This window comes from Massilia paldalensis (assembly GCF_044901715.1).
Classification (GTDB): domain Bacteria; phylum Pseudomonadota; class Gammaproteobacteria; order Burkholderiales; family Burkholderiaceae_D; genus Telluria; species Telluria paldalensis.
Map to the genome: position 1 here is coordinate 716,996 of NZ_JBJCIU010000003.1, position 19,244 is coordinate 736,239.

At 62.4% G+C, this 19,244-nt stretch carries 26 protein-coding genes and 1 tRNA gene; 25 read left to right on the top strand and 2 right to left on the bottom strand.

The window, feature by feature from the left end; translation table 11 throughout:
* Window positions 1-36: 36 nt before the first annotated feature.
* From fusA to ACI1V7_RS17915, 6 genes are all read left to right on the top strand, one after another.
* Window positions 37-2,142: an elongation factor G gene (gene fusA, locus ACI1V7_RS17890; protein WP_404533144.1), complete on the top strand. Its 2,106-nt coding sequence runs from the start codon at window positions 37-39 to the stop codon at window positions 2,140-2,142.
* Window positions 2,143-2,242: 100 nt separating this feature from the next.
* Window positions 2,243-3,433: an elongation factor Tu gene (tuf, locus tag ACI1V7_RS17895; RefSeq protein ID WP_404533080.1), complete on the top strand. Its 1,191-nt coding sequence runs from the start codon at window positions 2,243-2,245 to the stop codon at window positions 3,431-3,433.
* Window positions 3,434-3,624: 191 nt separating this feature from the next.
* Window positions 3,625-3,942, top strand: coding sequence for a 30S ribosomal protein S10 (gene rpsJ, locus ACI1V7_RS17900; protein ID WP_005663509.1), 318 nt, complete (start codon window positions 3,625-3,627; stop codon window positions 3,940-3,942).
* Window positions 3,943-4,081: 139 nt separating this feature from the next.
* The gene (locus tag ACI1V7_RS17905; RefSeq protein ID WP_404533145.1) at window positions 4,082-4,279 is read left to right on the top strand and encodes a hypothetical protein; all 198 of its coding nucleotides are present in this window, start codon (window positions 4,082-4,084) and stop codon (window positions 4,277-4,279) included.
* Window positions 4,280-4,585: 306 nt separating this feature from the next.
* Window positions 4,586-5,491, top strand: coding sequence for a hypothetical protein (locus ACI1V7_RS17910; protein WP_404533146.1), 906 nt, complete (start codon window positions 4,586-4,588; stop codon window positions 5,489-5,491).
* Between the two features lie 95 nt (window positions 5,492-5,586).
* Window positions 5,587-6,588 (top strand): LacI family DNA-binding transcriptional regulator, encoded by a 1,002-nt coding sequence (locus ACI1V7_RS17915; protein ID WP_404533147.1) that lies wholly within the window; start codon window positions 5,587-5,589, stop codon window positions 6,586-6,588.
* A gap of 18 nt (window positions 6,589-6,606) precedes the next feature.
* Here the strand turns inward: ACI1V7_RS17915 and ACI1V7_RS17920 are convergent, their stop codons facing one another.
* Window positions 6,607-7,740 carry a mechanosensitive ion channel family protein gene (locus ACI1V7_RS17920; RefSeq protein ID WP_404533148.1) on the bottom strand — a complete coding sequence of 378 codons (1,134 nt, stop codon included), beginning with the start codon at window positions 7,738-7,740 and terminating at the stop codon, window positions 6,607-6,609.
* Between the two features lie 29 nt (window positions 7,741-7,769).
* Window positions 7,770-10,079, bottom strand: a complete 2,310-nt coding sequence (ggpS, locus tag ACI1V7_RS17925; RefSeq protein ID WP_404533149.1) for a glucosylglycerol-phosphate synthase — start codon at window positions 10,077-10,079, stop codon at window positions 7,770-7,772.
* 392 nt (window positions 10,080-10,471) lie between these two features.
* Between ggpS and ACI1V7_RS17930 the strand changes: the two genes are divergently transcribed.
* From ACI1V7_RS17930 to rpsE, 19 genes are all read left to right on the top strand, one after another.
* Window positions 10,472-10,548: transfer RNA gene (locus ACI1V7_RS17930), tRNA-Val, on the top strand.
* Window positions 10,549-10,816: 268 nt separating this feature from the next.
* The gene (rplC, locus tag ACI1V7_RS17935) at window positions 10,817-11,473 is read left to right on the top strand and encodes a 50S ribosomal protein L3 (protein ID WP_404533151.1); all 657 of its coding nucleotides are present in this window, start codon (window positions 10,817-10,819) and stop codon (window positions 11,471-11,473) included.
* 3 nt (window positions 11,474-11,476) lie between these two features.
* Window positions 11,477-12,097 (top strand): 50S ribosomal protein L4, encoded by a 621-nt coding sequence (rplD, locus tag ACI1V7_RS17940; protein WP_314547645.1) that lies wholly within the window; start codon window positions 11,477-11,479, stop codon window positions 12,095-12,097.
* Entirely contained in the window at window positions 12,094-12,411 is a 318-nt protein-coding gene (rplW, locus tag ACI1V7_RS17945; RefSeq protein WP_230023578.1) for a 50S ribosomal protein L23, read from the top strand. The genes rplD and rplW overlap by 4 nt, the downstream gene beginning before the upstream one ends.
* Complete coding sequence (gene rplB, locus ACI1V7_RS17950; protein WP_404533152.1) at window positions 12,411-13,238, top strand: 50S ribosomal protein L2; 828 nt, start codon at window positions 12,411-12,413, stop codon at window positions 13,236-13,238. Before rplW ends, rplB begins: the two co-directional genes overlap by 1 nt.
* A 9-nt stretch (window positions 13,239-13,247) precedes the next feature.
* Complete coding sequence (gene rpsS / locus ACI1V7_RS17955; protein ID WP_078034747.1) at window positions 13,248-13,523, top strand: 30S ribosomal protein S19; 276 nt, start codon at window positions 13,248-13,250, stop codon at window positions 13,521-13,523.
* Window positions 13,520-13,852, top strand: a complete 333-nt coding sequence (gene rplV, locus ACI1V7_RS17960; RefSeq protein WP_170976705.1) for a 50S ribosomal protein L22 — start codon at window positions 13,520-13,522, stop codon at window positions 13,850-13,852. The genes rpsS and rplV overlap by 4 nt, the downstream gene beginning before the upstream one ends.
* A gap of 10 nt (window positions 13,853-13,862) precedes the next feature.
* The gene (rpsC, locus tag ACI1V7_RS17965; protein ID WP_290414984.1) at window positions 13,863-14,660 is read left to right on the top strand and encodes a 30S ribosomal protein S3; all 798 of its coding nucleotides are present in this window, start codon (window positions 13,863-13,865) and stop codon (window positions 14,658-14,660) included.
* Between the two features lie 2 nt (window positions 14,661-14,662).
* Complete coding sequence (gene rplP / locus ACI1V7_RS17970) at window positions 14,663-15,082, top strand: 50S ribosomal protein L16 (protein ID WP_005663456.1); 420 nt, start codon at window positions 14,663-14,665, stop codon at window positions 15,080-15,082.
* A gap of 12 nt (window positions 15,083-15,094) precedes the next feature.
* On the top strand, window positions 15,095-15,286 hold the full coding sequence (gene rpmC, locus ACI1V7_RS17975; RefSeq protein WP_290414983.1) for a 50S ribosomal protein L29: 192 nt from the start codon (window positions 15,095-15,097) through the stop codon (window positions 15,284-15,286).
* Complete coding sequence (gene rpsQ / locus ACI1V7_RS17980; protein ID WP_047826119.1) at window positions 15,283-15,555, top strand: 30S ribosomal protein S17; 273 nt, start codon at window positions 15,283-15,285, stop codon at window positions 15,553-15,555. Before rpmC ends, rpsQ begins: the two co-directional genes overlap by 4 nt.
* A gap of 272 nt (window positions 15,556-15,827) precedes the next feature.
* Window positions 15,828-16,196 (top strand): 50S ribosomal protein L14, encoded by a 369-nt coding sequence (gene rplN, locus ACI1V7_RS17985; protein ID WP_036172202.1) that lies wholly within the window; start codon window positions 15,828-15,830, stop codon window positions 16,194-16,196.
* Between the two features lie 10 nt (window positions 16,197-16,206).
* Window positions 16,207-16,521: a 50S ribosomal protein L24 gene (gene rplX / locus ACI1V7_RS17990; protein ID WP_290414982.1), complete on the top strand. Its 315-nt coding sequence runs from the start codon at window positions 16,207-16,209 to the stop codon at window positions 16,519-16,521.
* Window positions 16,522-16,527: 6 nt separating this feature from the next.
* Window positions 16,528-17,067 (top strand): 50S ribosomal protein L5, encoded by a 540-nt coding sequence (rplE, locus tag ACI1V7_RS17995; RefSeq protein ID WP_290414981.1) that lies wholly within the window; start codon window positions 16,528-16,530, stop codon window positions 17,065-17,067.
* Between the two features lie 4 nt (window positions 17,068-17,071).
* The gene (gene rpsN, locus ACI1V7_RS18000) at window positions 17,072-17,377 is read left to right on the top strand and encodes a 30S ribosomal protein S14 (protein ID WP_036240351.1); all 306 of its coding nucleotides are present in this window, start codon (window positions 17,072-17,074) and stop codon (window positions 17,375-17,377) included.
* Window positions 17,378-17,391: 14 nt separating this feature from the next.
* Entirely contained in the window at window positions 17,392-17,787 is a 396-nt protein-coding gene (rpsH, locus tag ACI1V7_RS18005; RefSeq protein ID WP_404533153.1) for a 30S ribosomal protein S8, read from the top strand.
* Window positions 17,788-17,797: 10 nt separating this feature from the next.
* Window positions 17,798-18,331 (top strand): 50S ribosomal protein L6, encoded by a 534-nt coding sequence (gene rplF, locus ACI1V7_RS18010; RefSeq protein ID WP_404533154.1) that lies wholly within the window; start codon window positions 17,798-17,800, stop codon window positions 18,329-18,331.
* Between the two features lie 12 nt (window positions 18,332-18,343).
* Complete coding sequence (rplR, locus tag ACI1V7_RS18015) at window positions 18,344-18,706, top strand: 50S ribosomal protein L18 (protein WP_109345400.1); 363 nt, start codon at window positions 18,344-18,346, stop codon at window positions 18,704-18,706.
* Window positions 18,707-18,718: 12 nt separating this feature from the next.
* Entirely contained in the window at window positions 18,719-19,237 is a 519-nt protein-coding gene (gene rpsE, locus ACI1V7_RS18020) for a 30S ribosomal protein S5 (RefSeq protein ID WP_036172216.1), read from the top strand.
* Window positions 19,238-19,244: the final 7 nt, after the last annotated feature.

Genomic DNA, 19,244 nt, shown 5'->3' on the forward strand with positions numbered 1-19,244 from the left:
TGCTCGGTTTTGTCCATTCAAAAGTTAGGAAAATTTATGGCACGCACTACCCCTATTGAGCGCTACCGTAACATCGGTATCTCCGCTCACATCGACGCCGGTAAGACCACCACCACCGAGCGCATCCTGTTCTACACCGGTGTGAACCACAAGATCGGTGAAGTGCACGACGGTGCCGCCACCATGGACTGGATGGAGCAGGAGCAGGAACGCGGCATCACCATCACTTCCGCAGCAACGACCTGCTTCTGGAAGGGCATGGCGAACAACTTCGAGCCGCACCGCTTCAACATCATCGATACCCCGGGCCACGTCGACTTCACCATCGAGGTGGAACGTTCGATGCGCGTGCTGGACGGCGCCTGCATGGTCTACTGCGCAGTCGGCGGCGTGCAGCCGCAGTCGGAAACCGTGTGGCGTCAGGCTAACAAGTACAAAGTCCCGCGTCTGGCATTCGTCAACAAGATGGACCGTACCGGTGCGAACTTCTTCAAGGTGTACGAGCAGATGCGCGCTCGCCTGAAGGCCAACCCGATCCCGCTGCAGATCCCCATCGGCGCCGAAGACAACTTCAAGGGCGTGGTCGACCTGGTCAAGATGAAAGCCATCTACTGGGACGACGCATCGCAGGGCATGAAGTTCGACTACCGCGACGTGCCGGCCGAACTGGTGGATCAGGCCAACGAATGGCGTGAAAAGCTGGTCGAGACCGCTGCTGAAGCGAACGAAGACCTGATGAACAAGTATCTCGAAGAGGGCGAACTGTCCGAAGAAGAGATCAAGGTTGCACTGCGCACCCGCACCATCAACGGCGAAATCGTCCCGATGATGTGCGGCACCGCCTTCAAGAACAAGGGCGTGCAGGCCATGCTGGACGCGGTCATCGAGTACCTGCCGTCGCCGGTCGACATTCCGCCGGTCGGTGGCACCGACGAAGACGACCAGCCGGTCACCCGTAAGGCCGACGATAGCGAGAAGTTCGCTGCGCTGGCATTCAAGATCATGACCGACCCGTTCGTCGGCCAGCTGATCTTCTTCCGCGTGTACTCGGGCGTCATCAACTCGGGCGATACCGTCTACAACCCGATCAAGGGCAAGAAGGAACGCGTCGGCCGTATTCTGCAGATGCACGCGAACCAGCGCGAAGAGATCAAGGAAGTCCGTGCAGGCGACATCGCTGCAGCCGTGGGCCTGAAGGAAGCGACCACCGGTGAAACCCTGTGCGACCCGTCGGCACCGATCATCCTGGAAAAGATGGTGTTCCCGGAGCCGGTGATCCAGCAGGCAGTCGAGCCGAAGACCAAGGCGGACCAGGAAAAAATGGGCCTGGCACTGAACCGCCTGGCGCAGGAAGACCCGTCGTTCCGCGTGCGTACCGATGAAGAATCGGGCCAGACCATCATCGGTGGTATGGGCGAGCTGCACCTGGAGATCATCGTCGACCGCATGAAGCGTGAATTCAACGTGGAAGCGACCGTCGGCAAGCCGCAGGTTGCCTACCGCGAAACCATCCGCAAGGCAGTCAGCGACGTCGAAGGCAAGTTCGTCAAGCAGTCGGGCGGTCGCGGCCAGTACGGCCACGCTGTCGTGTCGGTCGAGCCGCAGGAACCGGGCAAGGGCTTCGAGTTCATCGACGCCATCAAGGGCGGCGTGATCCCGCGCGAATTCATCCCGGCAGTCGAGAAGGGTGTTCGCGAAACGCTGACCAGCGGCGTGATGGCCGGCTACCCGGTCGTCGACGTCAAGGTCACGCTGACCTTCGGTTCGTACCACGACGTTGACTCGAACGAAAACGCGTTCCGCATGGCCGGTTCGATGGCGTTCAAGGAAGCGTGCAAGCGCGCCAATCCGGTCATCCTCGAGCCGATGATGGCCGTGGAAGTCGAGACGCCGGAAGACTACGCCGGTACCGTGATGGGCGACCTGTCGTCCCGCCGCGGCATGGTGCAGGGTATGGACGAAATCCCGGGCGGCGGCGGCAAGATCATCAAGGCCGAAGTCCCGCTGTCGGAAATGTTCGGTTACTCGACCGTGCTGCGTTCGGCAACCCAGGGCCGTGCGACCTACACGATGGAATTCAAGCACTACGCTGAAGCGCCGAAGCACGTGATGGACGCGATCGTCACCGCCAAGTCGAAGTAAGAGCTTAGTCAGTAAAATCTAGTTAGTTGAGGACAGGGCAAAGGCGATGAACCATGCCCTGTCCCGCAAACAAATAGTCATTCTTTAAAGGAAGAAAAAAATGGCAAAGGAAAAATTCGAACGGACCAAGCCGCACGTCAACGTCGGCACCATCGGTCACGTTGACCACGGCAAAACCACCCTGACGGCTGCAATCGCAACCGTTCTGTCGAAGAAGTTCGGCGGCGAAGCCAAGGCATACGACCAGATCGATGCGGCTCCGGAAGAAAAAGCACGCGGCATCACCATCAACACCGCGCACGTCGAATACGAAACCGCGAACCGTCACTACGCGCACGTCGACTGCCCGGGCCACGCCGACTACATCAAGAACATGATTACCGGTGCTGCCCAGATGGACGGCGCGATCCTGGTGTGCTCGGCCGCTGACGGCCCGATGCCGCAGACCCGCGAGCACATCCTGCTGGCGCGTCAGGTTGGCGTTCCGTACATCATCGTGTTCCTGAACAAGTGCGACCTGGTCGACGACGCAGAACTGCTGGAACTGGTCGAAATGGAAGTGCGCGAGCTCCTGTCGAAGTACGAGTTCCCGGGCGACGACCTGCCGATCATCAAGGGTTCGGCACGTATGGCCCTGGAAGGCCAAGCTGGCGAAATGGGCGAAGACTGCATCATCCGTCTGGCCGAAGCACTGGATTCGTACATCCCGACCCCGGAACGTGCCGTTGACGGCGCCTTCCTGATGCCGGTGGAAGACGTGTTCTCGATCTCGGGCCGCGGTACCGTGGTGACCGGTCGTGTCGAGCGCGGCGTCATCAAGGTCGGCGAAGAGATCGAAATCGTCGGTATCGTCGACACCGTCAAGACCACCTGCACCGGCGTGGAAATGTTCCGCAAGCTGCTGGACCAGGGTCAAGCTGGCGACAACGTCGGCCTGCTGCTGCGCGGTACCAAGCGTGAAGACGTCCAGCGTGGTCAAGTCCTGGCCAAGCCGGGCTCGATCAAGCCGCACACCAACTTCACCGGCGAAGTGTACGTCCTGTCGAAAGACGAAGGCGGCCGTCACACCCCGTTCTTCAACAACTACCGTCCGCAGTTCTACTTCCGTACGACTGACGTGACCGGCTCGATCGAGCTGCCGGCCGACAAAGAAATGGTCATGCCGGGCGACAACGTGTCGATCACCGTCAAGCTGATCGCTCCGATCGCGATGGAAGAAGGTCTGCGCTTCGCAATCCGCGAAGGTGGCCGTACCGTCGGCGCCGGCGTGGTCGCCAAGATCCTGGCCTAATTCATCAGGTTGAGATCGCCTGCAGGCGGCCTTCGGGCCGTCTGACGGGCACAACGATGGGGACAGACTTTTTGGTCTGTCCCCATCTGTTTGAGCGGGAACGATGATATACTCCCGCCTCTTGAGCTGTACCGAAGTACCTTTACCACATTGCCGGCACCAAGCCGGAACGTTCTTTTAAAGGAAATAGCATGTCCGCTCCGAATCAGAAAATCCGCATCCGCCTGAAAGCGTTCGACTACAAACTGATCGACCAGTCCGCCCTGGAAATCGTCGACACCGCCAAGCGCACCGGCGCCGTCGTCAAGGGCCCGGTCCCGCTGCCGACCCGCATCCAGCGTTTCGACGTGCTGCGTTCCCCGCACGTCAACAAGACCTCGCGCGACCAGTTCGAAATCCGTACGCACCAGCGTCTGATGGACATCGTGGACCCGACCGACAAGACCGTTGACGCACTGATGAAGCTGGACCTGCCGGCTGGCGTCGACGTCGAAATCAAGCTGCAGTAATCCCATTCGCCCGGGCGGACGCGTTCCGCCGGCGACCACGGGGCCGGTACCGCATGGCGGACCGGCCCCGTTCTTTTGTGCGTCGAAAGCACTACGAATTAACCAGGCATGCGTGCAGCACTTGTGGCATAGTAAAACCATGAAAGCCCTCAAAAGCCAGCTTGCATCGGAACTTCTTGCTGACCCGAAAGCGCGGGACCAGCTAAGGCAGTTCATCACGCGCGAGCGGCCGGCCTCGCAGGCGGAGCGACATGAGGTCGACGGCGCGTTTCATATTCGCCGTGAAAACGGCCAGCTGGTGCGCGCCGTGATCGTCCCCAAAGCCAAGGCAGCATAAGAGCGCCTAACAAAACCTCCAGGGCAAGGCGCATCGTCGAAGACAGTACAAGCGTACGGCGAGACGATGCAACGCCGTCATGGAGGTTTTGTTAGGCGCTCTAAACCGCGTTCGCATGAACGTTGCCCTGCCTGCGCTCATCGTCTTCCTGCTTCTCCTTCCCGGCTTCATCTTTCGTACCAACCTCAAGCGCTCCGAACGCTCTTCCCTCGCTCACTACCCGGTTATTCGCCGTTCCGGACTGTCGTCGCCGAGGCGGTCACGTGGGCCCTGCCCGACGACGCCAATCATCCCTGGAAGAGCACCATGACGCCGATGCTGCAGATGCACGCCGAACGCATACGCCGGACCCCGTGGCGCACCGTGCTGCGCAACGCCTGGCTGCTGCTGCTCGGCGGCATGTTCCTTGGCATGGTGTTGCCGGCGTCGCTGTTCCAGTCCATCCGCCCGCTGCTATTCGCCATGCCCCTCATGATCCTGGCGGCGAAGGACTTGTCCCATCTGCCCAATGCGCTGGAACGCACCCGCGCCGCGATTGCCGGCCGCGAATGGATCCGCCTGCCGGCCGCCTGGCTGCCGCCCGAGCTGGTCGGTCTGCTGCGCCTCGGCCGCGCCCAGCGCCAGGGCTGTATCGCCTGGCTGCTGCGGCGTCCGCCGCCCGCGCCGCCGGCAGGGCAGGCGTTCGGCTACCTCGGCCTCGGCGCCTACCGCACCGCGTTCGCCATCGCCGTATTCTGCCTCCTCGTCGAGCTGCCGCTGGACGCGGCCATCGTCGCCGTGCTGCCCGTCGACCCGGACAAGCGCCGCCTGCTGCACGTCCTCATGACGATGGGCGGCATCGCGACACTGGCCTGGGTACTGGGCGACCGCTGGCTGGTCGGCGCCGGCTGCCATGTGCTGGACGGTGGCGTCCTGCGGCTGCGCGTGGGCGCGCGGGCGGCGGGCGACATCCCCGTCGCCGCCATCGCTGACTGCCGGCGCATCGACGAGCCTGTAGCGCGCTGGTGCGCGCGCCACGGCGTCGACGTCCTGCGCACGCTGACGGTCTCGCCGTTCGACCGTCCCAACGCCGTCCTGGTCCTGCGGCCCGGCGAACGCGTGCGCCTCGCGCACCTGGGACGCGAGCGCGCGGACATCGACTGCGTGTTCGTCTACCTCGACCGGCCCGACGCGCTGGTCGACGCGATCGGCCAGGCCGACACGGCCGCCTGAACCGCACCTGACCCGCCGTCAGTATGACAACCTTCATTCAAAAACTTGATAAAACTGAAACTCATCGCGGATAATCCCAGCTCAGGAGGAACGCGATGGCGACAATGAAGCAGGTGGCGCAGCAGGCCGGGGTCTCGATCTCGACGGTCTCGCACGTCATCAACAATACCCGGGTCGTCAGCGATGAAGTACGCCAGCGCGTGCTGGGCGTGATCGCCGAGCTGCGTTACATCCCGAGCGCCGTGGCGCGCAGCCTCAAGAACGACAGGACGGGCATGATCGGCGTGCTCGTGCCGGATTCGTCGAACCCGTATTTCGCCGAGCTGATCCGCTGGATCGAGGAAGCAGCCTTCGAGGCGGGCTACAACATCATCCTGTGCAATGCGCGGGGCGGCGCCGCCAAGCAGGCGGCCTACCTGCGCCTGTTGATGGAAAAGCGCATCGACGGCCTGCTGCTCGTCGCCAGCAGCGCCGACTGCGAGCGCGAACTGCTGATGCGCGCGGGGAGCGTGCCCGTGATCCAGCTCGAGCGCGCCCTGCCGGGCCTGGACGCGGATGCGATCCTGGCCGGCGAGCCGGGCGGCGCCGTCCAGGCTGCCCATCACCTGCTCGAGCTGGGACACCGCGACATCGCCTGCGTGGCCGGGCCGGCCGACCTGCCGCGCACGATCGAGCGCATGACGGGTTTCCTGAGGACGATGGAGGAGGCGGGCCTGCCCGTGCCGCCGCAGCGCATCGTGCACGCTGAATTCACCAGCGCCGGCGGCTACGCGGCATTCAACCGCCTGTTGACGTCGGACCGTCCGCCCAGCGCCATCTTCGCCACCAGCGACCTGATGGCCTTCGGCGGCTTGTGGGCCGCCCGCGAGGCCGGCGTGCGCGTGCCGGAGCAATTGTCCGTCATGGGGTTCGACGACCTCGATGGCGTCGGCTACACCAGTCCGCCGCTGACGACGGTGGCGCCGCCCAAGCGCGAGATGGCGCGCCTGGCGCTCGCCTGGCTCGTCGAACGTATCGGCGGCAGCCAGGCGCCGCTGCGCCACACGGCGCTGGAAAGCCACCTCGTGCTGCGCGCGACCTGCGCGCCGCCGCGCTGAGGCGGGAGGACTCAGGCGTCAGCTGCGCGCCGCGGCCCCGTCCGCAGGGGAGGGCGGGGCGCCGCGCGGTCCATCGCCGGCGCCGCCCAGCCAGTCCGCGTCCTGCGCCGTCGGCCGCGTATCGCGCACGTGCAGCGCCTGCGTCGGGTAGGCCAGCTGGATGTTGCGCTCCTGCAGGCCGTCGACGATCTGCAGCAGGATCTGCTGCTGGATGTCCATGAAGCGGTTGTAGTCCGGCGACTCGACCCAGTACACGACCTCGAAATTCATCGACGACGGTCCGATGCCCTGGAAATGGGCGCGGTCGAAGCTGACTTCCTGCTGGGCCTTGACGATCTCCGTCAGCATGGGCGGGATCGCGGCCAGTTTGTCGCGCGGGGTGTCGTAGGTGACGCTGATCGAGAACACGACGCGGCGGCGGCTCATGCGCGTCATGTTCTGCAGGCGACTCTTGAGCAGGTCGGCGTTCGAGAACACCAGCTGTTCGCCGGAGAGGCTGCGGATCCGCGTCGTCTTCAGGCCCACGTACTCGACGGTGCCCAGGTATTTGTCGACGATGATGAAGTCGCCGATCACGAAGGGCTTGTCCAGCACGATCGACAGCGACGCGAACAGGTCGCCCAGGATGTTCTGCACGGCCAGCGCCACCGCGATACCGCCGACGCCCAGGCTGGCCACCAGGGTCGTGATGTTCACGCCCAGGTTATCCAGGATCATCAGGAGGATCACGATCCACAGCACCATGCGCGCGACGAAGCCCAGCGCCGCGGCCGAGGTCGCGCGGCCCGGTTCGGTGGCGCGGTTCTCGTAGTACTGCTTGAGCCAGCCGCGCAGCGCCGCATTGCCCCACAGCGCCGCCTGCACCAGGCCGACCACGATGGCCGTGCGCTTGGCGAACAGGTCGACCGAGGGCGGCAGGTCCAGGAAGGTACTGCCGGCATACAGCCCCATGACGGCCATTACCAGCAGCCGGGTCGCCTCGAGCGCCTCGACGGCGATGTCGTCGAGGCGGGTCGCGGTGCGCTCGGACAGGATGCGCAGGTGGTGCACGACCACCTTCTTGACGATCACCAGCGCCAGCGTGACGCCGATGGCGATACCCAGGGCCGTCAGCCAGGTCAGCACGGTGTTATTGAAGAAAACTAACTGCATTCACAATCCTTTCAGAATCATCGGTGCACTCATAGGGCGCGCGCCTGGTCTTCCGCTTCCTGGGCAGCACGCGCCACCGCGTCGAGGAATTCCTCCCCCCAGCGCGCGACGTCGTGCTCGGCGACGATGGCGGCCATGCGTTCCGTGCGGTAGGCGGCTTCGTCGGGCCCCATTGTAATGGCACGGTATAACGTGCTCGTCATCGAGTGCGTGTCGTACGGGTTGGTCAGCAGGGCGCCGTGCAGCTCGACGGCGGCGCCGGCGAACTCGGACAGGATCAGTGTGCCCGGCTTGCCCACCGCCTGGCGCGCCGCCACGTATTCCTTGGCGACCAGGTTCAGTCCGTCGCGCAGCGGCGTGATCCAGGCGATATCGCAGGCGGCGTAGTGGGCCAGCACCGCTTCGAATGGCAGCGAGCGGTAGAAGTAGCGCACCGGCACCCATTCCAGCGTGGAGAAGCGGCCGTTGATGCGGCCCACCGTGCGGTCGAGTTCCTCGCGCAGGCTGTCGTAGATCTCCATGCCGGGCGCCGCCGGCGTGATGATGTTCAGCAGCGTGACCTTGCCGGCTAGTTCGGGATGCTGTTCCAGCAGGCGCTCGAAGGCCTGCAGCTTTTCCAGCGAACCTTTCACATAGTCCAGGCGCTCGATCGACACGATGCCCGTGCGGCCGGCCAGGTAGCCGTCGATCTCGGCCAGGTCCCGGGCCACGGCGGGCGTCTGCATCAGGCGTTCGATCAGCGCGACGTCCGTGCCGACCGGGTGGGCGCCCAGGGCCACGCGCCGTCCGCCGACCTCGATCGCCGTCGTGGTCGTGTCCACGCCCAGCGCGCAGCCGTAGGTCAGGAAGCGCGGCGCGCACGGCGTCGTGGCGACGACTTCCAGCGGCGTGAACGAGCGCGCCGCGTCGAGGAAGTTTTCGGCATAGCGGGGAATGTGGAAGCCCACGTAGTCGCACTGCAGCAGGCTGGCGACGATGTCGCGGCGCCAAGGCAGGATGTTGAAGACGTCGCTGGAAGGGAAGGCCGTGTGGTGGAAGAACGCGATCTTCAGGTCGGGACGCAGCGGGCGGAGGAAGGCCGGCACCATCCACAGATTGTAGTCGTGGATCCAGGCGGTGGCGCCTTCCGCCGCTTCGCGCGCCGTCTGCTCGGCGAACAGGCGGTTCACTTCCAGGAAACGCTCCCAGTGGTCCTGGCGGAACACGGCGCGGTCCGGGAAGGAAAAGATGATCGGCCAGAACGCTTCCTTGGAAAACTTTTTATAGAACAGGTCGACGTCTTCCGCCGTGAGGGGGATGCGCGCCGCCTCCAGGTTCGGATAGCGCTGGGGATCGACGGCGACGTGGCCCGTGAAGCCGTCGGGGTCGCGCGATGCCTGCTGCGACCAGGCGACCCAGGAACCGGTGCGGCCATCGGCAAATAGGCTCAGCAGCGTGGGCATGATGCCGTTCGGGCTCTTCGGACGGCGCCGCACGGGTACGCCGTCCTCGATGGCTTCGTCGAAGGGCAGGCGGTGGTAGACCATCACCAGTTCAGCCTTGCCGCGCGCCTCCTCGGTCGGCGGCTGGTGATTGCCTGCCGCGCGCAGGCCGTGGTGGGCCAGGCCGTCGAGGATGCCGCCGCAGCCCGCATTGTCGGCGATGAACACGTGCTTCATGCGCCGTACCTGCGCCACCAGGGCCGGCTCCGAGCCGCCCACGGCGATGCCGCGGAAGCCCGCCTCGAACAGCGACAAATCGTTCAGCGTGTCGCCGGCGACGACGATGTGGGCCGGGTCGAAGCCGACGGTCTCGGCCAGGCGGCGCAGGGCCGGACCCTTGGCGACGCCGCGCGGCAGCACGTCCAGGTAGCGTCCGGCCGAATACAGCAGGTCGCAGCCGAGGTCCTCGACGGCGCTTCGCAGGGCCGGGGTGATCGCGTTCTCGCCGACGAAGAACGAGCAGCGCCGTTCCTGCGGCACGCTCTGGCGCTCCAGCTGGGGGAAGCCGGCCAGCGCCCTGAGCACGGCCTGGCTGCCGGGCCAGCGCGCGGCGATCTCGTGGTGCAGGGGCTCGACCGGGGTCAGGTCTCCGTGCACGATGGTGGCGCCGACGTCGGCGATGATGTAGTGGGGCGTCGGGATGGTGGGATCGGTCAGCAGCGGGATCACGGATTCCAGGCCGCGTCCCGTCACGAACACCAGCGTCGCGCCTTCCAGGCCGCCCCCGAACAGTTCGCGTACGCGGCGCCGCGCTTCCTGCGGGCCGGCCAGCAGGGTGCCGTCGAGGTCGGTGGCGAGGACGAGTTTGTCCGGATCGAGGAAGGGAGGACGGAAACGGAAGGGAACAGCAGCGGTCATGGGATCATCCTTGCAAGCGATGTCCCGCCGTATGGCCGGCAAGGTGTGCCGGGCACGACGAGAGAATGGGCGTGCCGCATCGAGGCCGTGGGCCGGCGGCGCGCATGGGAATGGCGGAAGCGTCGTCGTTGCGTCCGCCGCGAAGAGGGAGAAGACAGCGGGACTGCAGCAAGTGCGGCCCCGTGCGCCAGCGAGAGGATGTGTGGTGAAGCGTGTATTTATGATGTGAGACGGCGCTTGTCCCTCATGAATCCGGACGAGTCTAGCATTGCAAAAAGACATCGACAACCCGCGTCCCGCTTGCGCAATGCCAAGGGCATACGCACGCCGCATATCTTTTTGAAATTCGCTATTGCGCTTTGCCAAAATAAGCTCGTATAATGCGGCTCCCCGGGCGGTTAGTTCAGCTGGTTAGAATACTTGGTCGACATCCAAGGGGTCGCAGGTTCGAATCCTGCACCGCCCACCAGAATTCCTCCATACGGCAGGCCCCGAGCCTGCAGAGAAAAGATGCTACGGTGTCTTTTCTGTGCCACCCAGCAGGGTGGATTCCTCAGATCTCCAGAACTACTGCGTAAAGCGCAACAGACTGCGTCAATCCTCGTATTCTCCTGTTGCGCCCATGCGGAGCGCGCGCTATACTAGCCGGCTTCGGTATGGGTCTGTCTTTTTTGCCCATGCTTTTTTGGTAGTAGTTCAATTAGCCCCGCCCAATCGTAGGTGGGAATGGAGAAAAAATGAGCCTGGGCCTTCTCGGTCGCAAGGTTGGCATGATGCGCATCTTCACGGACGACGGCGATTCGATCCCCGTTACCGTGCTGGACGTGTCGAACAACCGTGTTGCGCAAATCAAAACTCCTGAAACTGACGGTTATTCGGCAGTTCAGGTCGTGTTCGGTCAACGTCGCGCTTCCCGCGTGAACAAGGCCGCCGCGGGTCACTACGCCAAAGCTGGCGTGGAAGCCGGTACGCTGCTGAAGGAATTCCGCATCGACGCCGCTCAAGCCGCTGGTTTCAAGACCGGCGACGCAGTCAATGTCTCCCTGTTCGAAGTCGGCCAGAAAATCGACGTGCAAGGCACCTCGATCGGTAAAGGCTACGCCGGTACCATCAAGCGCTACAACTTCGCATCGGGCCGTGCTACCCACGGTAACTCGCGTTCGCACAACGTTCCTGGCTCCATCGGTATGGCGCAGGATCCGGGCCGCGTGTTCCCTGGCAAGCGCATGACCGGTCACCTGGGCGACGTTACCGTCACCACCCAGAACCTGGAAATCGCACGCATCGACGCCGAGCGTCAACTGCTGCTGGTGAAAGGTGCCGTTCCTGGCGCCAAGAACGGTCAAGTGATCGTCAAGCCGGCCGTCAAAGTCAAAGCAAAGAAAGGAGCTTAAACGATGGAACTCAAGCTCCTGAATGAGCAAGGCCAAGCCGGCTCGAACGTGTCCGCCACTGACGAAGTGTTCGGCCGCGATTACAACGAAGCACTGATCCACCAGATCGTGGTCGCCTACGCCGCCAACGCGCGCAGCGGCAACCGCAAGCAGAAGGATCGTGAAGAAGTCAGCCACACCACGAAGAAGCCGTGGCGCCAGAAGGGCACCGGCCGCGCTCGTGCCGGTATGTCGTCGTCGCCGCTGTGGCGCGGCGGTGGTCGTATCTTCCCGAACTCGCCTGACGAGAACTTCTCGCACAAAGTCAACAAGAAGATGCATCGCGCCGGCATGTGCTCGATCCTCTCGCAGCTGGCCCGCGAAGAACGCCTGAACGTCATCGAGAACCTGACGATCGAAGCGCCGAAGACCAAGCTGCTGTCGCAGAAGCTGCAGAGCATGGGTCTGGAATCGGTCCTGGTGATCACCGACACCATCGACGAAAACCTGCTGCTGGCATCGCGCAACCTGCCGAACGTGCTGGTTGTCGAGCCGAAGCACGCTGACCCGATGTCGCTGGTGTTCTACAAGAAAGTCCTGGTCACCAAAGCTGCTCTGGCCAAGATCGAGGAGATGTACGCATGAGCGCCGCAATCAAATTCAGCGAAGAGCGCCTGATGAAGGTGCTGCTGGCTCCGGTCATTTCCGAAAAGGCGACCTTCGTCGCGGAAAAGAACGAACAGATCGTGTTCAAGGTCCTGCCGGACGCGACCAAGCCGGAAATCAAAGCTGCCGTCGAACTGCTGTTCAAGGTCGAAGTGGAATCGGTCCAGACCGTGAACCGCGAAGGCAAGCAGAAGCGTTCGGGCCGTTTCGTCGGTCGTCGCAACCACACCAAGCGCGCTTTCGTGGCCCTGAAGCCGGGCCAGGAAATCAATTTTGTCGAGGAGGCTAAATAATGGCACTCGTTAAGATGAAGCCAACCTCCCCAGGCCGCCGCGGCATGGTGAAGGTTGTGAACGCCGACCTGTACAAAGGTCGCCCGTTCGCAGCCCTGGTTGAGAAGAAATCGAAGACTGCTGGCCGTAACAACAACGGCCACATCACCACCCGCCACATCGGCGGTGGTCACAAGCATCACTACCGCGTTGTCGACTTCAAGCGCAACAAGGATGGTATCCCGGCAAAGGTCGAGCGTATCGAATACGACCCGAACCGTACCGCCCACATCGCGCTGCTGTGCTACGCCGATGGTGCACGTGCCTACATCATCGCCCCGAAGGGCGTGGCTGTCGGCGACACCGTCATGAACGGCGCGGAAGCACCGATCAAGGCCGGTAACTGCCTGCCGATCCGCAACATCCCGGTTGGTACCGTGATGCACTGCGTCGAAATGCTGCCGGGTAAAGGCGCACAGATGGCCCGCACCGCCGGCGCCGCTGTCGTGCTGATGGCCCGTGAAGGCACCTACGCCCAGGTTCGCCTGCGCTCGGGTGAAGTGCGCCGCGTGCACATCGAGTGCCGCGCCACCGTGGGCGAAGTCGGCAATGCCGAACACAGCCTGCGCAAGATCGGTAAAGCCGGTGCGATGCGTTGGCGCGGTGTCCGCCCGACCGTCCGCGGTGTCGTCATGAACCCGATCGACCACCCGCACGGTGGTGGTGAAGGTCGTACGGCTGCGGGTCGTCACCCGGTGTCGCCATGGGGCCAACAGACGAAGGGCAAGAAGACGCGTTCGAACAAGCGCACTTCTTCGATGATCGTTTCGCGCCGCGGCAAGAAATAAGGATAAGACATGACTCGTTCATTGAAAAAAGGGCCGTTCATTGACGCCCACCTGGTGAAGAAGGTCGAAGCCGCGCAAGCGACCAAAGACAAGAAGCCGGTCAAAACCTGGTCGCGCCGCTCGACGATCACCCCGGACTTCATCGGTCTGACGATCGCTGTCCACAACGGCAAGGTGCACGTGCCGGTGTACGTCTCCGAGAACATGGTCGGTCACAAGCTGGGCGAATTCGCCCTGACCCGCACGTTCAAGGGCCACGCCGCTGACAAGAAGGCGAAGAAATAATGGAAACTAAAGCTATCCTCAAAGGCGTTCGCCTGTCGGAGCAGAAGGGCCGCCTCGTCGCGGACCTGATCCGCGGCAAGAAAGTCGACGCTGCGCTGAACATCCTGCAGTTCAGCCCGAAGAAAGGCGCGACCATCATCAAGAAAGTGCTGGAGTCCGCAATCGCGAACGCCGAGCACAACGATGGTGCCGACATCGACGAACTGAAAGTGGTTCAGATCTATGTCGAAAAGGGCCCGATCCTGAAGCGTTTCACGGCTCGTGCAAAAGGCCGCGGCGATCGCATTTCGAAACAATCGTGTCACGTCTACGTGACTGTCGGTAACTAAGGAGCATACGATGGGTCAGAAAATCCACCCAACCGGCTTCCGCCTGGCGGTCACCCGTAACTGGGCATCGCGTTGGTACGCTGGCAACGGCAACTTCGCCGACATGCTGAAGGAAGACCTGGAAGCCCGCGCCTTCCTGAAGAAGAAACTGAAGAACGCCTCCGTCGGCCGCATCGTCATCGAGCGTCCGGCCAAGAACGCGCGCTTCACGATCTACTCGTCGCGTCCTGGCGTCGTGATCGGCAAGAAAGGCGAAGACATCGAAGTCCTGAAGTCGTCGCTGACCAAGATCATGGGCGTGCCCGTGCACGTGAACATCGAAGAGATCCGCAAGCCGGAAATCGACTCGCAGCTGATCGCCGATTCGATCGCCCAGCAGCTCGAAAAACGTATCATGTTCCGCCGCGCCATGAAGCGCGCGATGCAGAACGCGATGCGCCTGGGCGCCGTCGGCATCAAGATCATGTCGTCGGGCCGTCTGAACGGCATCGAGATCGCACGTACCGAATGGTACCGCGAAGGCCGTGTGCCCCTGCACACCCTGCGCGCCGACATCGACTACGGCACCAGCGAAGCCTCGACCACGTACGGCATCATCGGCGTGAAAGTCTGGGTCTACAAGGGCGACCGTTCGCCGACCGGTGAAGCTCCGGTCATCGACGTGCCGGCCGACGAGAAAAAACCGCGCGGTCCGCGTCGCGATGATGGCAAGCCGGCAGGCCGTGGCCGTCCGGGCGCCAAACCAGGTACCGCTCCAGCAGGCCGCCGCGCTGCCAAGCCGGCTGCTGCTGAGAAAGCAGGAGAATAAGCATGCTGCAGCCATCCCGCAGAAAGTATCGTAAAGAGCAGAAAGGCCGTAACACCGGCATTTCGCACACCCGCGGCACCGCAGTGTCGTTCGGCGAATTCGGCCTGAAGGCAGTTGCCCGTGGCCGTATCACCGCACGCCAGATCGAAGCGGCGCGTCGTGCCATGACCCGTCACATCAAGCGTGGCGGTCGTATCTGGATCCGCATCTTCCCGGACAAGCCGATCTCGAACAAGCCGGCCGAAGTCCGTATGGGTAACGGTAAAGGTAATCCGGAGTACTACGTCGCTGAAATCCAGCCGGGCAAGGTCCTGTACGAGATGGACGGCGTCGCAGAAGAACTGGCGCGCGAAGCATTCCGCCTGGCCGCTGCCAAACTGCCGCTGGCGACCACCTTCGTGGTGCGTCAAGTCGGCCAATAACAGGAGTTAAGAATGAAAGCAACGGAACTCCGCGGCAAAGACCAGGCAGCTCTGCAGCAAGAGCTGAATGAGCTGCTGAAGGCACAGTTCGGCCTGCGCATGCAACTCGCTACGCAGCAGCTGAGCAACACCGCCCAGCTCAAGAAGGTGCGCCGCGATATCGCGCGTGTCAAGACCGTGATGAACCAGAAGGAAGCCAAATGAACGACACCACTAAAACGGCGCTGAAGCGTACGCTGGTCGGCAAGGTCGTGTCCGACAAAATGGACAAGACGGTGACCGTGCTGGTCGAGCGTCACGTCAAGCACCCGCTGTACGGCAAGATCATCGTGCGCTCGAACAAGTATCACGCGCACGACGAGACCAACCAGGCCAAGACCGGTGACACGGTCGAGATCCAGGAAGGTCGCCCGATCTCGAAGACGAAAGCTTGGACCCTGACCAAAGTCGTACAGGTCGCACAGGTTCTGTAAGAGCAGTACGGGGTGGCGCGGCAGGTACGCGACACCCTGAAAATTTGTCTTGCGACGCCCGCTGGTATTGTGTAATACTAGCGGGCTTCGTTCATGTGTTGCCGCAGTTTGTCCTCCCGCGATTGCTGCGGCCTGCAAACGAAGTACATTGGAAAGTCCAATCACCCAAACGTGGCGCTCCAGCAGGGGCGGTGCGACGGGACCAAGACTGACCGCAGGCCTACGGTATATCCGTGGGGTTTTCTACGGCTTAAGTTGGGAAAGAAAATATCATGATTCAAACCGAAAGCCGGCTCGAAGTGGCCGACAATACCGGTGCCAAGGAAGTTCTGTGCATCAAGGTATTGGGCGGCTCGAAACGCCGTTACGCCAGCATTGGCGACGTGATCAAGGTCACCGTGAAGCAAGCCGCACCGCGCGGCCGCGTCAAGAAAGGTGAAATCTACAATGCCGTGGTCGTGCGTACCGCCAAAGGTGTGCGCCGCCAAGACGGTTCCCTGGTGAAGTTCGACGGCAACGCCGCCGTGCTGCTGAACGCCAAGCTGGAGCCGATCGGCACCCGTATCTTCGGACCGGTGACGCGCGAACTGCGCACCGAGAAGTTCATGAAGATCGTGTCCCTGGCACCTGAAGTTCTGTAAGGGAGTCGTAATGTCTAAGATTCGTAAAAACGACGAAGTCATCGTCCTGGCCGGCAAGGACAAGGGCAAGCGCGGTGTCGTTCAGCAACGCGTTGATGCTGAGCACGTCATCGTCGAAGGCGTGAACGTGGCCAAGAAGGCCGTCAAGCCGAACCCGATGACCGGCGTAACTGGTGGTATCGTCGACAAGACCATGCCGATTCACGTGTCGAACGTCGCGCTGTTCAACGCTGCGACCGGCAAGGCAGACCGCGTTGGCTTCAAGGATGTGGACGGTAAAAAAGTCCGCGTCTTCAAGTCGAACGGCGAAGTAGTGAAGGGGTAATAAGAAATGGCCCGTCTCCAACAACTGTATAAAGACAAAGTCGTCGGCGAACTGACCGAGAAGTTCGGTTACAAGTCGATCATGGAAGTCCCGCGCCTGACCAAGATCACCCTGAACATGGGTCTGTCCGAAGCAGTCGCCGACAAGAAGGTCATCGAGCACGCCACTGGCGACCTGACCAAGATCGCCGGCCAGAAGCCGGTCGTGACCAAAGCTCGCAAGGCAATCGCAGGTTTCAAGATCCGCGAAGGCTACCCGATCGGCACGATGGTGACCCTGCGCGGCGCCCGCATGTACGAATTCCTGGACCGTTTCATCACCGTGGCCCTGCCGCGCGTGCGTGACTTCCGCGGCGTCAGCGGCAAGTCGTTCGACGGTCGTGGCAACTACAACATCGGCGTCAAAGAGCAGATCATCTTCCCGGAAATCGATTACGACAAGATCGATGCGCTGCGTGGCATGAACATCTCGATCACCACCACCGCCAAGACCGACGAAGAAGCCAAAGCGCTGCTCGCCGCCTTCAAATTCCCGTTCAGGAACTAAGAGCATGGCAAAACTTGCACTGATTAACCGCGAACAGAAGCGTGCAGACCTGGTGGAGAAATTCGCCGCAAAGCGTGCAGCTCTGAAAGCAATCATCGACGACCAGTCGAAGACCGAAGAAGAACGTTACGAAGCGCGCCTGAAGCTGCAGGCTCTGCCGCGCAACTCGGCCCCGACCCGCCAGCGTAACCGCTGCGCCATGACCGGCCGTCCCCGTGGCACTTTCCGTAAATTCGGTCTGGCCCGTACCAAACTCCGCGAATTCGCCATGAAAGGCGAAATCCCGGGTATGACCAAAGCTAGCTGGTAATAGGAGAACAAGCAATGAGTATGAGCGATCCTATCGCCGATATGCTGACCCGCATCCGCAACGCACAAGGCGTGCAGAAGACCAATGTGTCGATGCCGTCGTCGAAAGTGAAGGTTGCGATTGCCAACGTCCTGAAGGACGAGGGTTACATCGAAGATTACGCCGTGACCACCGAAGGTGGCAAGGCTGAACTGAAAATCGGTTTGAAGTACTACACTGGCCGTCCGGTTATCGAGCGCATCGAGCGCGTCTCCCGTCCTGGCCTGCGCATCTACAAGGGCAAGGATGATATCCCTCAGGTCATGAACGGCCTGGGCGTGGCAATCGTCTCGACCCCGAAGGGTGTGATGACCGACCGCAAAGCACGCGCAACCGGTGTCGGTGGCGAAGTGCTGTGCTACGTGGCTTAAGGAGTAGACGATGTCTCGAGTAGCTAAGATGCCAATCGCCGTCCCGGCCGGTACCGATGTCGCGATCAACGCGTCGTCGATCACCGTCAAGGGCCCGCTGGGCAGCCTGACCCAGCCGCTGAACGGCCTGGTCAAAGTGGAAAACAACAACGGCACGCTGACCTTCGACGTGATCGACGATTCGCGCGAATCGAACGCGATGTCGGGCACCCTGCGTGCACTGGTCAACAACATGGTGACCGGCGTGACCAAGGGCTTCGAGCGCAAGCTGACCCTGGTCGGCGTGGGTTACAAGGCGGCAGTCCAGGGCAACGCCCTGAACCTGTCCCTGGGTTTCTCGCACCCGGTGCTGCACGCGATGCCGGAAGGCGTCACCGCAACCACCCCGACCCCGACCGAAATCCTGATCAAGGGTATCGATCGTCAAAAGGTCGGCCAGGTTGCCGCCGAAGTGCGCGCTTACCGCTCGCCTGAGCCTTACAAGGGCAAGGGTGTCCGCTATGCGGACGAAGTGGTGAAGCTCAAAGAAACCAAGAAGAAATAATCGGAGTTGACGATGGACAAGAAAGAATCGCGTCTGCGTCGTGGGCGCCAAACCCGCATCAAGATCGCGCAGCTGGGCGTGAACCGCCTGTCGGTGCACCGCACCAACCTGCACATCTATGCGAACCTGATCAGCCCGGACGCCAAAGTCCTGGTGTCGGCTTCGACGCTGGAAGCAGAAGTGCGTGCGGAACTGGCTGGCAAGACTGGCGCCGGCGGCAACGCTGCCGCTGCTGCCCTGGTCGGCAAGCGCGTCGCAGAAAAAGCACTGAAAGCAGGGATCACCGAAGTCGCATTCGACCGTTCGGGTTTCCGTTACCACGGCCGTGTGAAGGCGCTGGCAGAAGCCGCGCGCGAAGCCGGTCTGAAGTTCTAAGGAAGAATCGTCATGGCAAAAATGCAAGCGAAAATGGCAAGCGACAAGCCGGATGATGGCATGCGCGAGAAAATGATCGCGATCAACCGCGTGACCAAGGTGGTCAAGGGTGGTCGTATCATGGGTTTTGCAGCGCTGACCGTTGTCGGTGACGGCGATGGCCGCATCGGCATGGGTAAAGGCAAGTCGAAGGAAGTTCCGGTCGGCGTGCAGAAAGCGATGGAAGAAGCCCGCCGCAACCTGATCAAGGTGCCCCTGAAGAACGGTACGCTGCAGCACACCGTCACCGGCCGTCACGGCGCCTCGCGCGTCCTGATGTCGCCGGCCAAGCCGGGTACCGGCGTGATCGCCGGTGGCGCAATGCGCGCTATCTTCGAGGTGATGGGCGTGACCGACGTGGTCGCCAAGTCGACCGGTTCGTCGAACCCGTACAACCTGGTTCGTGCGACCCTCGACGGTCTGGCGAAGATGAGCACCCCGGCTGACATCGCTGCCAAGCGCGGCAAGTCGGTCGAAGAGATCCTGGGTTAAGGGGAAT

Coding starts and splice junctions, on each gene's coding strand:
- rpsQ (WP_047826119.1), top strand. CDS start 15,283: ATGAACGACACCACTAAAACGGCGCTGAAGCGTACGCTGGTCGGCAAG.
- rplP (WP_005663456.1), top strand. CDS start 14,663: ATGCTGCAGCCATCCCGCAGAAAGTATCGTAAAGAGCAGAAAGGCCGT.
- fusA (WP_404533144.1), top strand. CDS start 37: ATGGCACGCACTACCCCTATTGAGCGCTACCGTAACATCGGTATCTCC.
- ACI1V7_RS17910 (WP_404533146.1), top strand. CDS start 4,586: ATGACGCCGATGCTGCAGATGCACGCCGAACGCATACGCCGGACCCCG.
- rplX (WP_290414982.1), top strand. CDS start 16,207: ATGTCTAAGATTCGTAAAAACGACGAAGTCATCGTCCTGGCCGGCAAG.
- rplF (WP_404533154.1), top strand. CDS start 17,798: ATGTCTCGAGTAGCTAAGATGCCAATCGCCGTCCCGGCCGGTACCGAT.
- rplC (WP_404533151.1), top strand. CDS start 10,817: ATGAGCCTGGGCCTTCTCGGTCGCAAGGTTGGCATGATGCGCATCTTC.
- rpsE (WP_036172216.1), top strand. CDS start 18,719: ATGGCAAAAATGCAAGCGAAAATGGCAAGCGACAAGCCGGATGATGGC.
- ACI1V7_RS17915 (WP_404533147.1), top strand. CDS start 5,587: ATGGCGACAATGAAGCAGGTGGCGCAGCAGGCCGGGGTCTCGATCTCG.
- ACI1V7_RS17905 (WP_404533145.1), top strand. CDS start 4,082: ATGAAAGCCCTCAAAAGCCAGCTTGCATCGGAACTTCTTGCTGACCCG.
- tuf (WP_404533080.1), top strand. CDS start 2,243: ATGGCAAAGGAAAAATTCGAACGGACCAAGCCGCACGTCAACGTCGGC.
- rplB (WP_404533152.1), top strand. CDS start 12,411: ATGGCACTCGTTAAGATGAAGCCAACCTCCCCAGGCCGCCGCGGCATG.
- rplD (WP_314547645.1), top strand. CDS start 11,477: ATGGAACTCAAGCTCCTGAATGAGCAAGGCCAAGCCGGCTCGAACGTG.
- ggpS (WP_404533149.1), bottom strand. CDS start 10,079: ATGACCGCTGCTGTTCCCTTCCGTTTCCGTCCTCCCTTCCTCGATCCG.
- rplE (WP_290414981.1), top strand. CDS start 16,528: ATGGCCCGTCTCCAACAACTGTATAAAGACAAAGTCGTCGGCGAACTG.
- ACI1V7_RS17920 (WP_404533148.1), bottom strand. CDS start 7,740: ATGCAGTTAGTTTTCTTCAATAACACCGTGCTGACCTGGCTGACGGCC.
- rpmC (WP_290414983.1), top strand. CDS start 15,095: ATGAAAGCAACGGAACTCCGCGGCAAAGACCAGGCAGCTCTGCAGCAA.
- rplR (WP_109345400.1), top strand. CDS start 18,344: ATGGACAAGAAAGAATCGCGTCTGCGTCGTGGGCGCCAAACCCGCATC.
- rpsS (WP_078034747.1), top strand. CDS start 13,248: ATGACTCGTTCATTGAAAAAAGGGCCGTTCATTGACGCCCACCTGGTG.
- rplW (WP_230023578.1), top strand. CDS start 12,094: ATGAGCGCCGCAATCAAATTCAGCGAAGAGCGCCTGATGAAGGTGCTG.
- rpsH (WP_404533153.1), top strand. CDS start 17,392: ATGAGTATGAGCGATCCTATCGCCGATATGCTGACCCGCATCCGCAAC.
- rpsC (WP_290414984.1), top strand. CDS start 13,863: ATGGGTCAGAAAATCCACCCAACCGGCTTCCGCCTGGCGGTCACCCGT.
- rpsJ (WP_005663509.1), top strand. CDS start 3,625: ATGTCCGCTCCGAATCAGAAAATCCGCATCCGCCTGAAAGCGTTCGAC.
- rpsN (WP_036240351.1), top strand. CDS start 17,072: ATGGCAAAACTTGCACTGATTAACCGCGAACAGAAGCGTGCAGACCTG.
- rplN (WP_036172202.1), top strand. CDS start 15,828: ATGATTCAAACCGAAAGCCGGCTCGAAGTGGCCGACAATACCGGTGCC.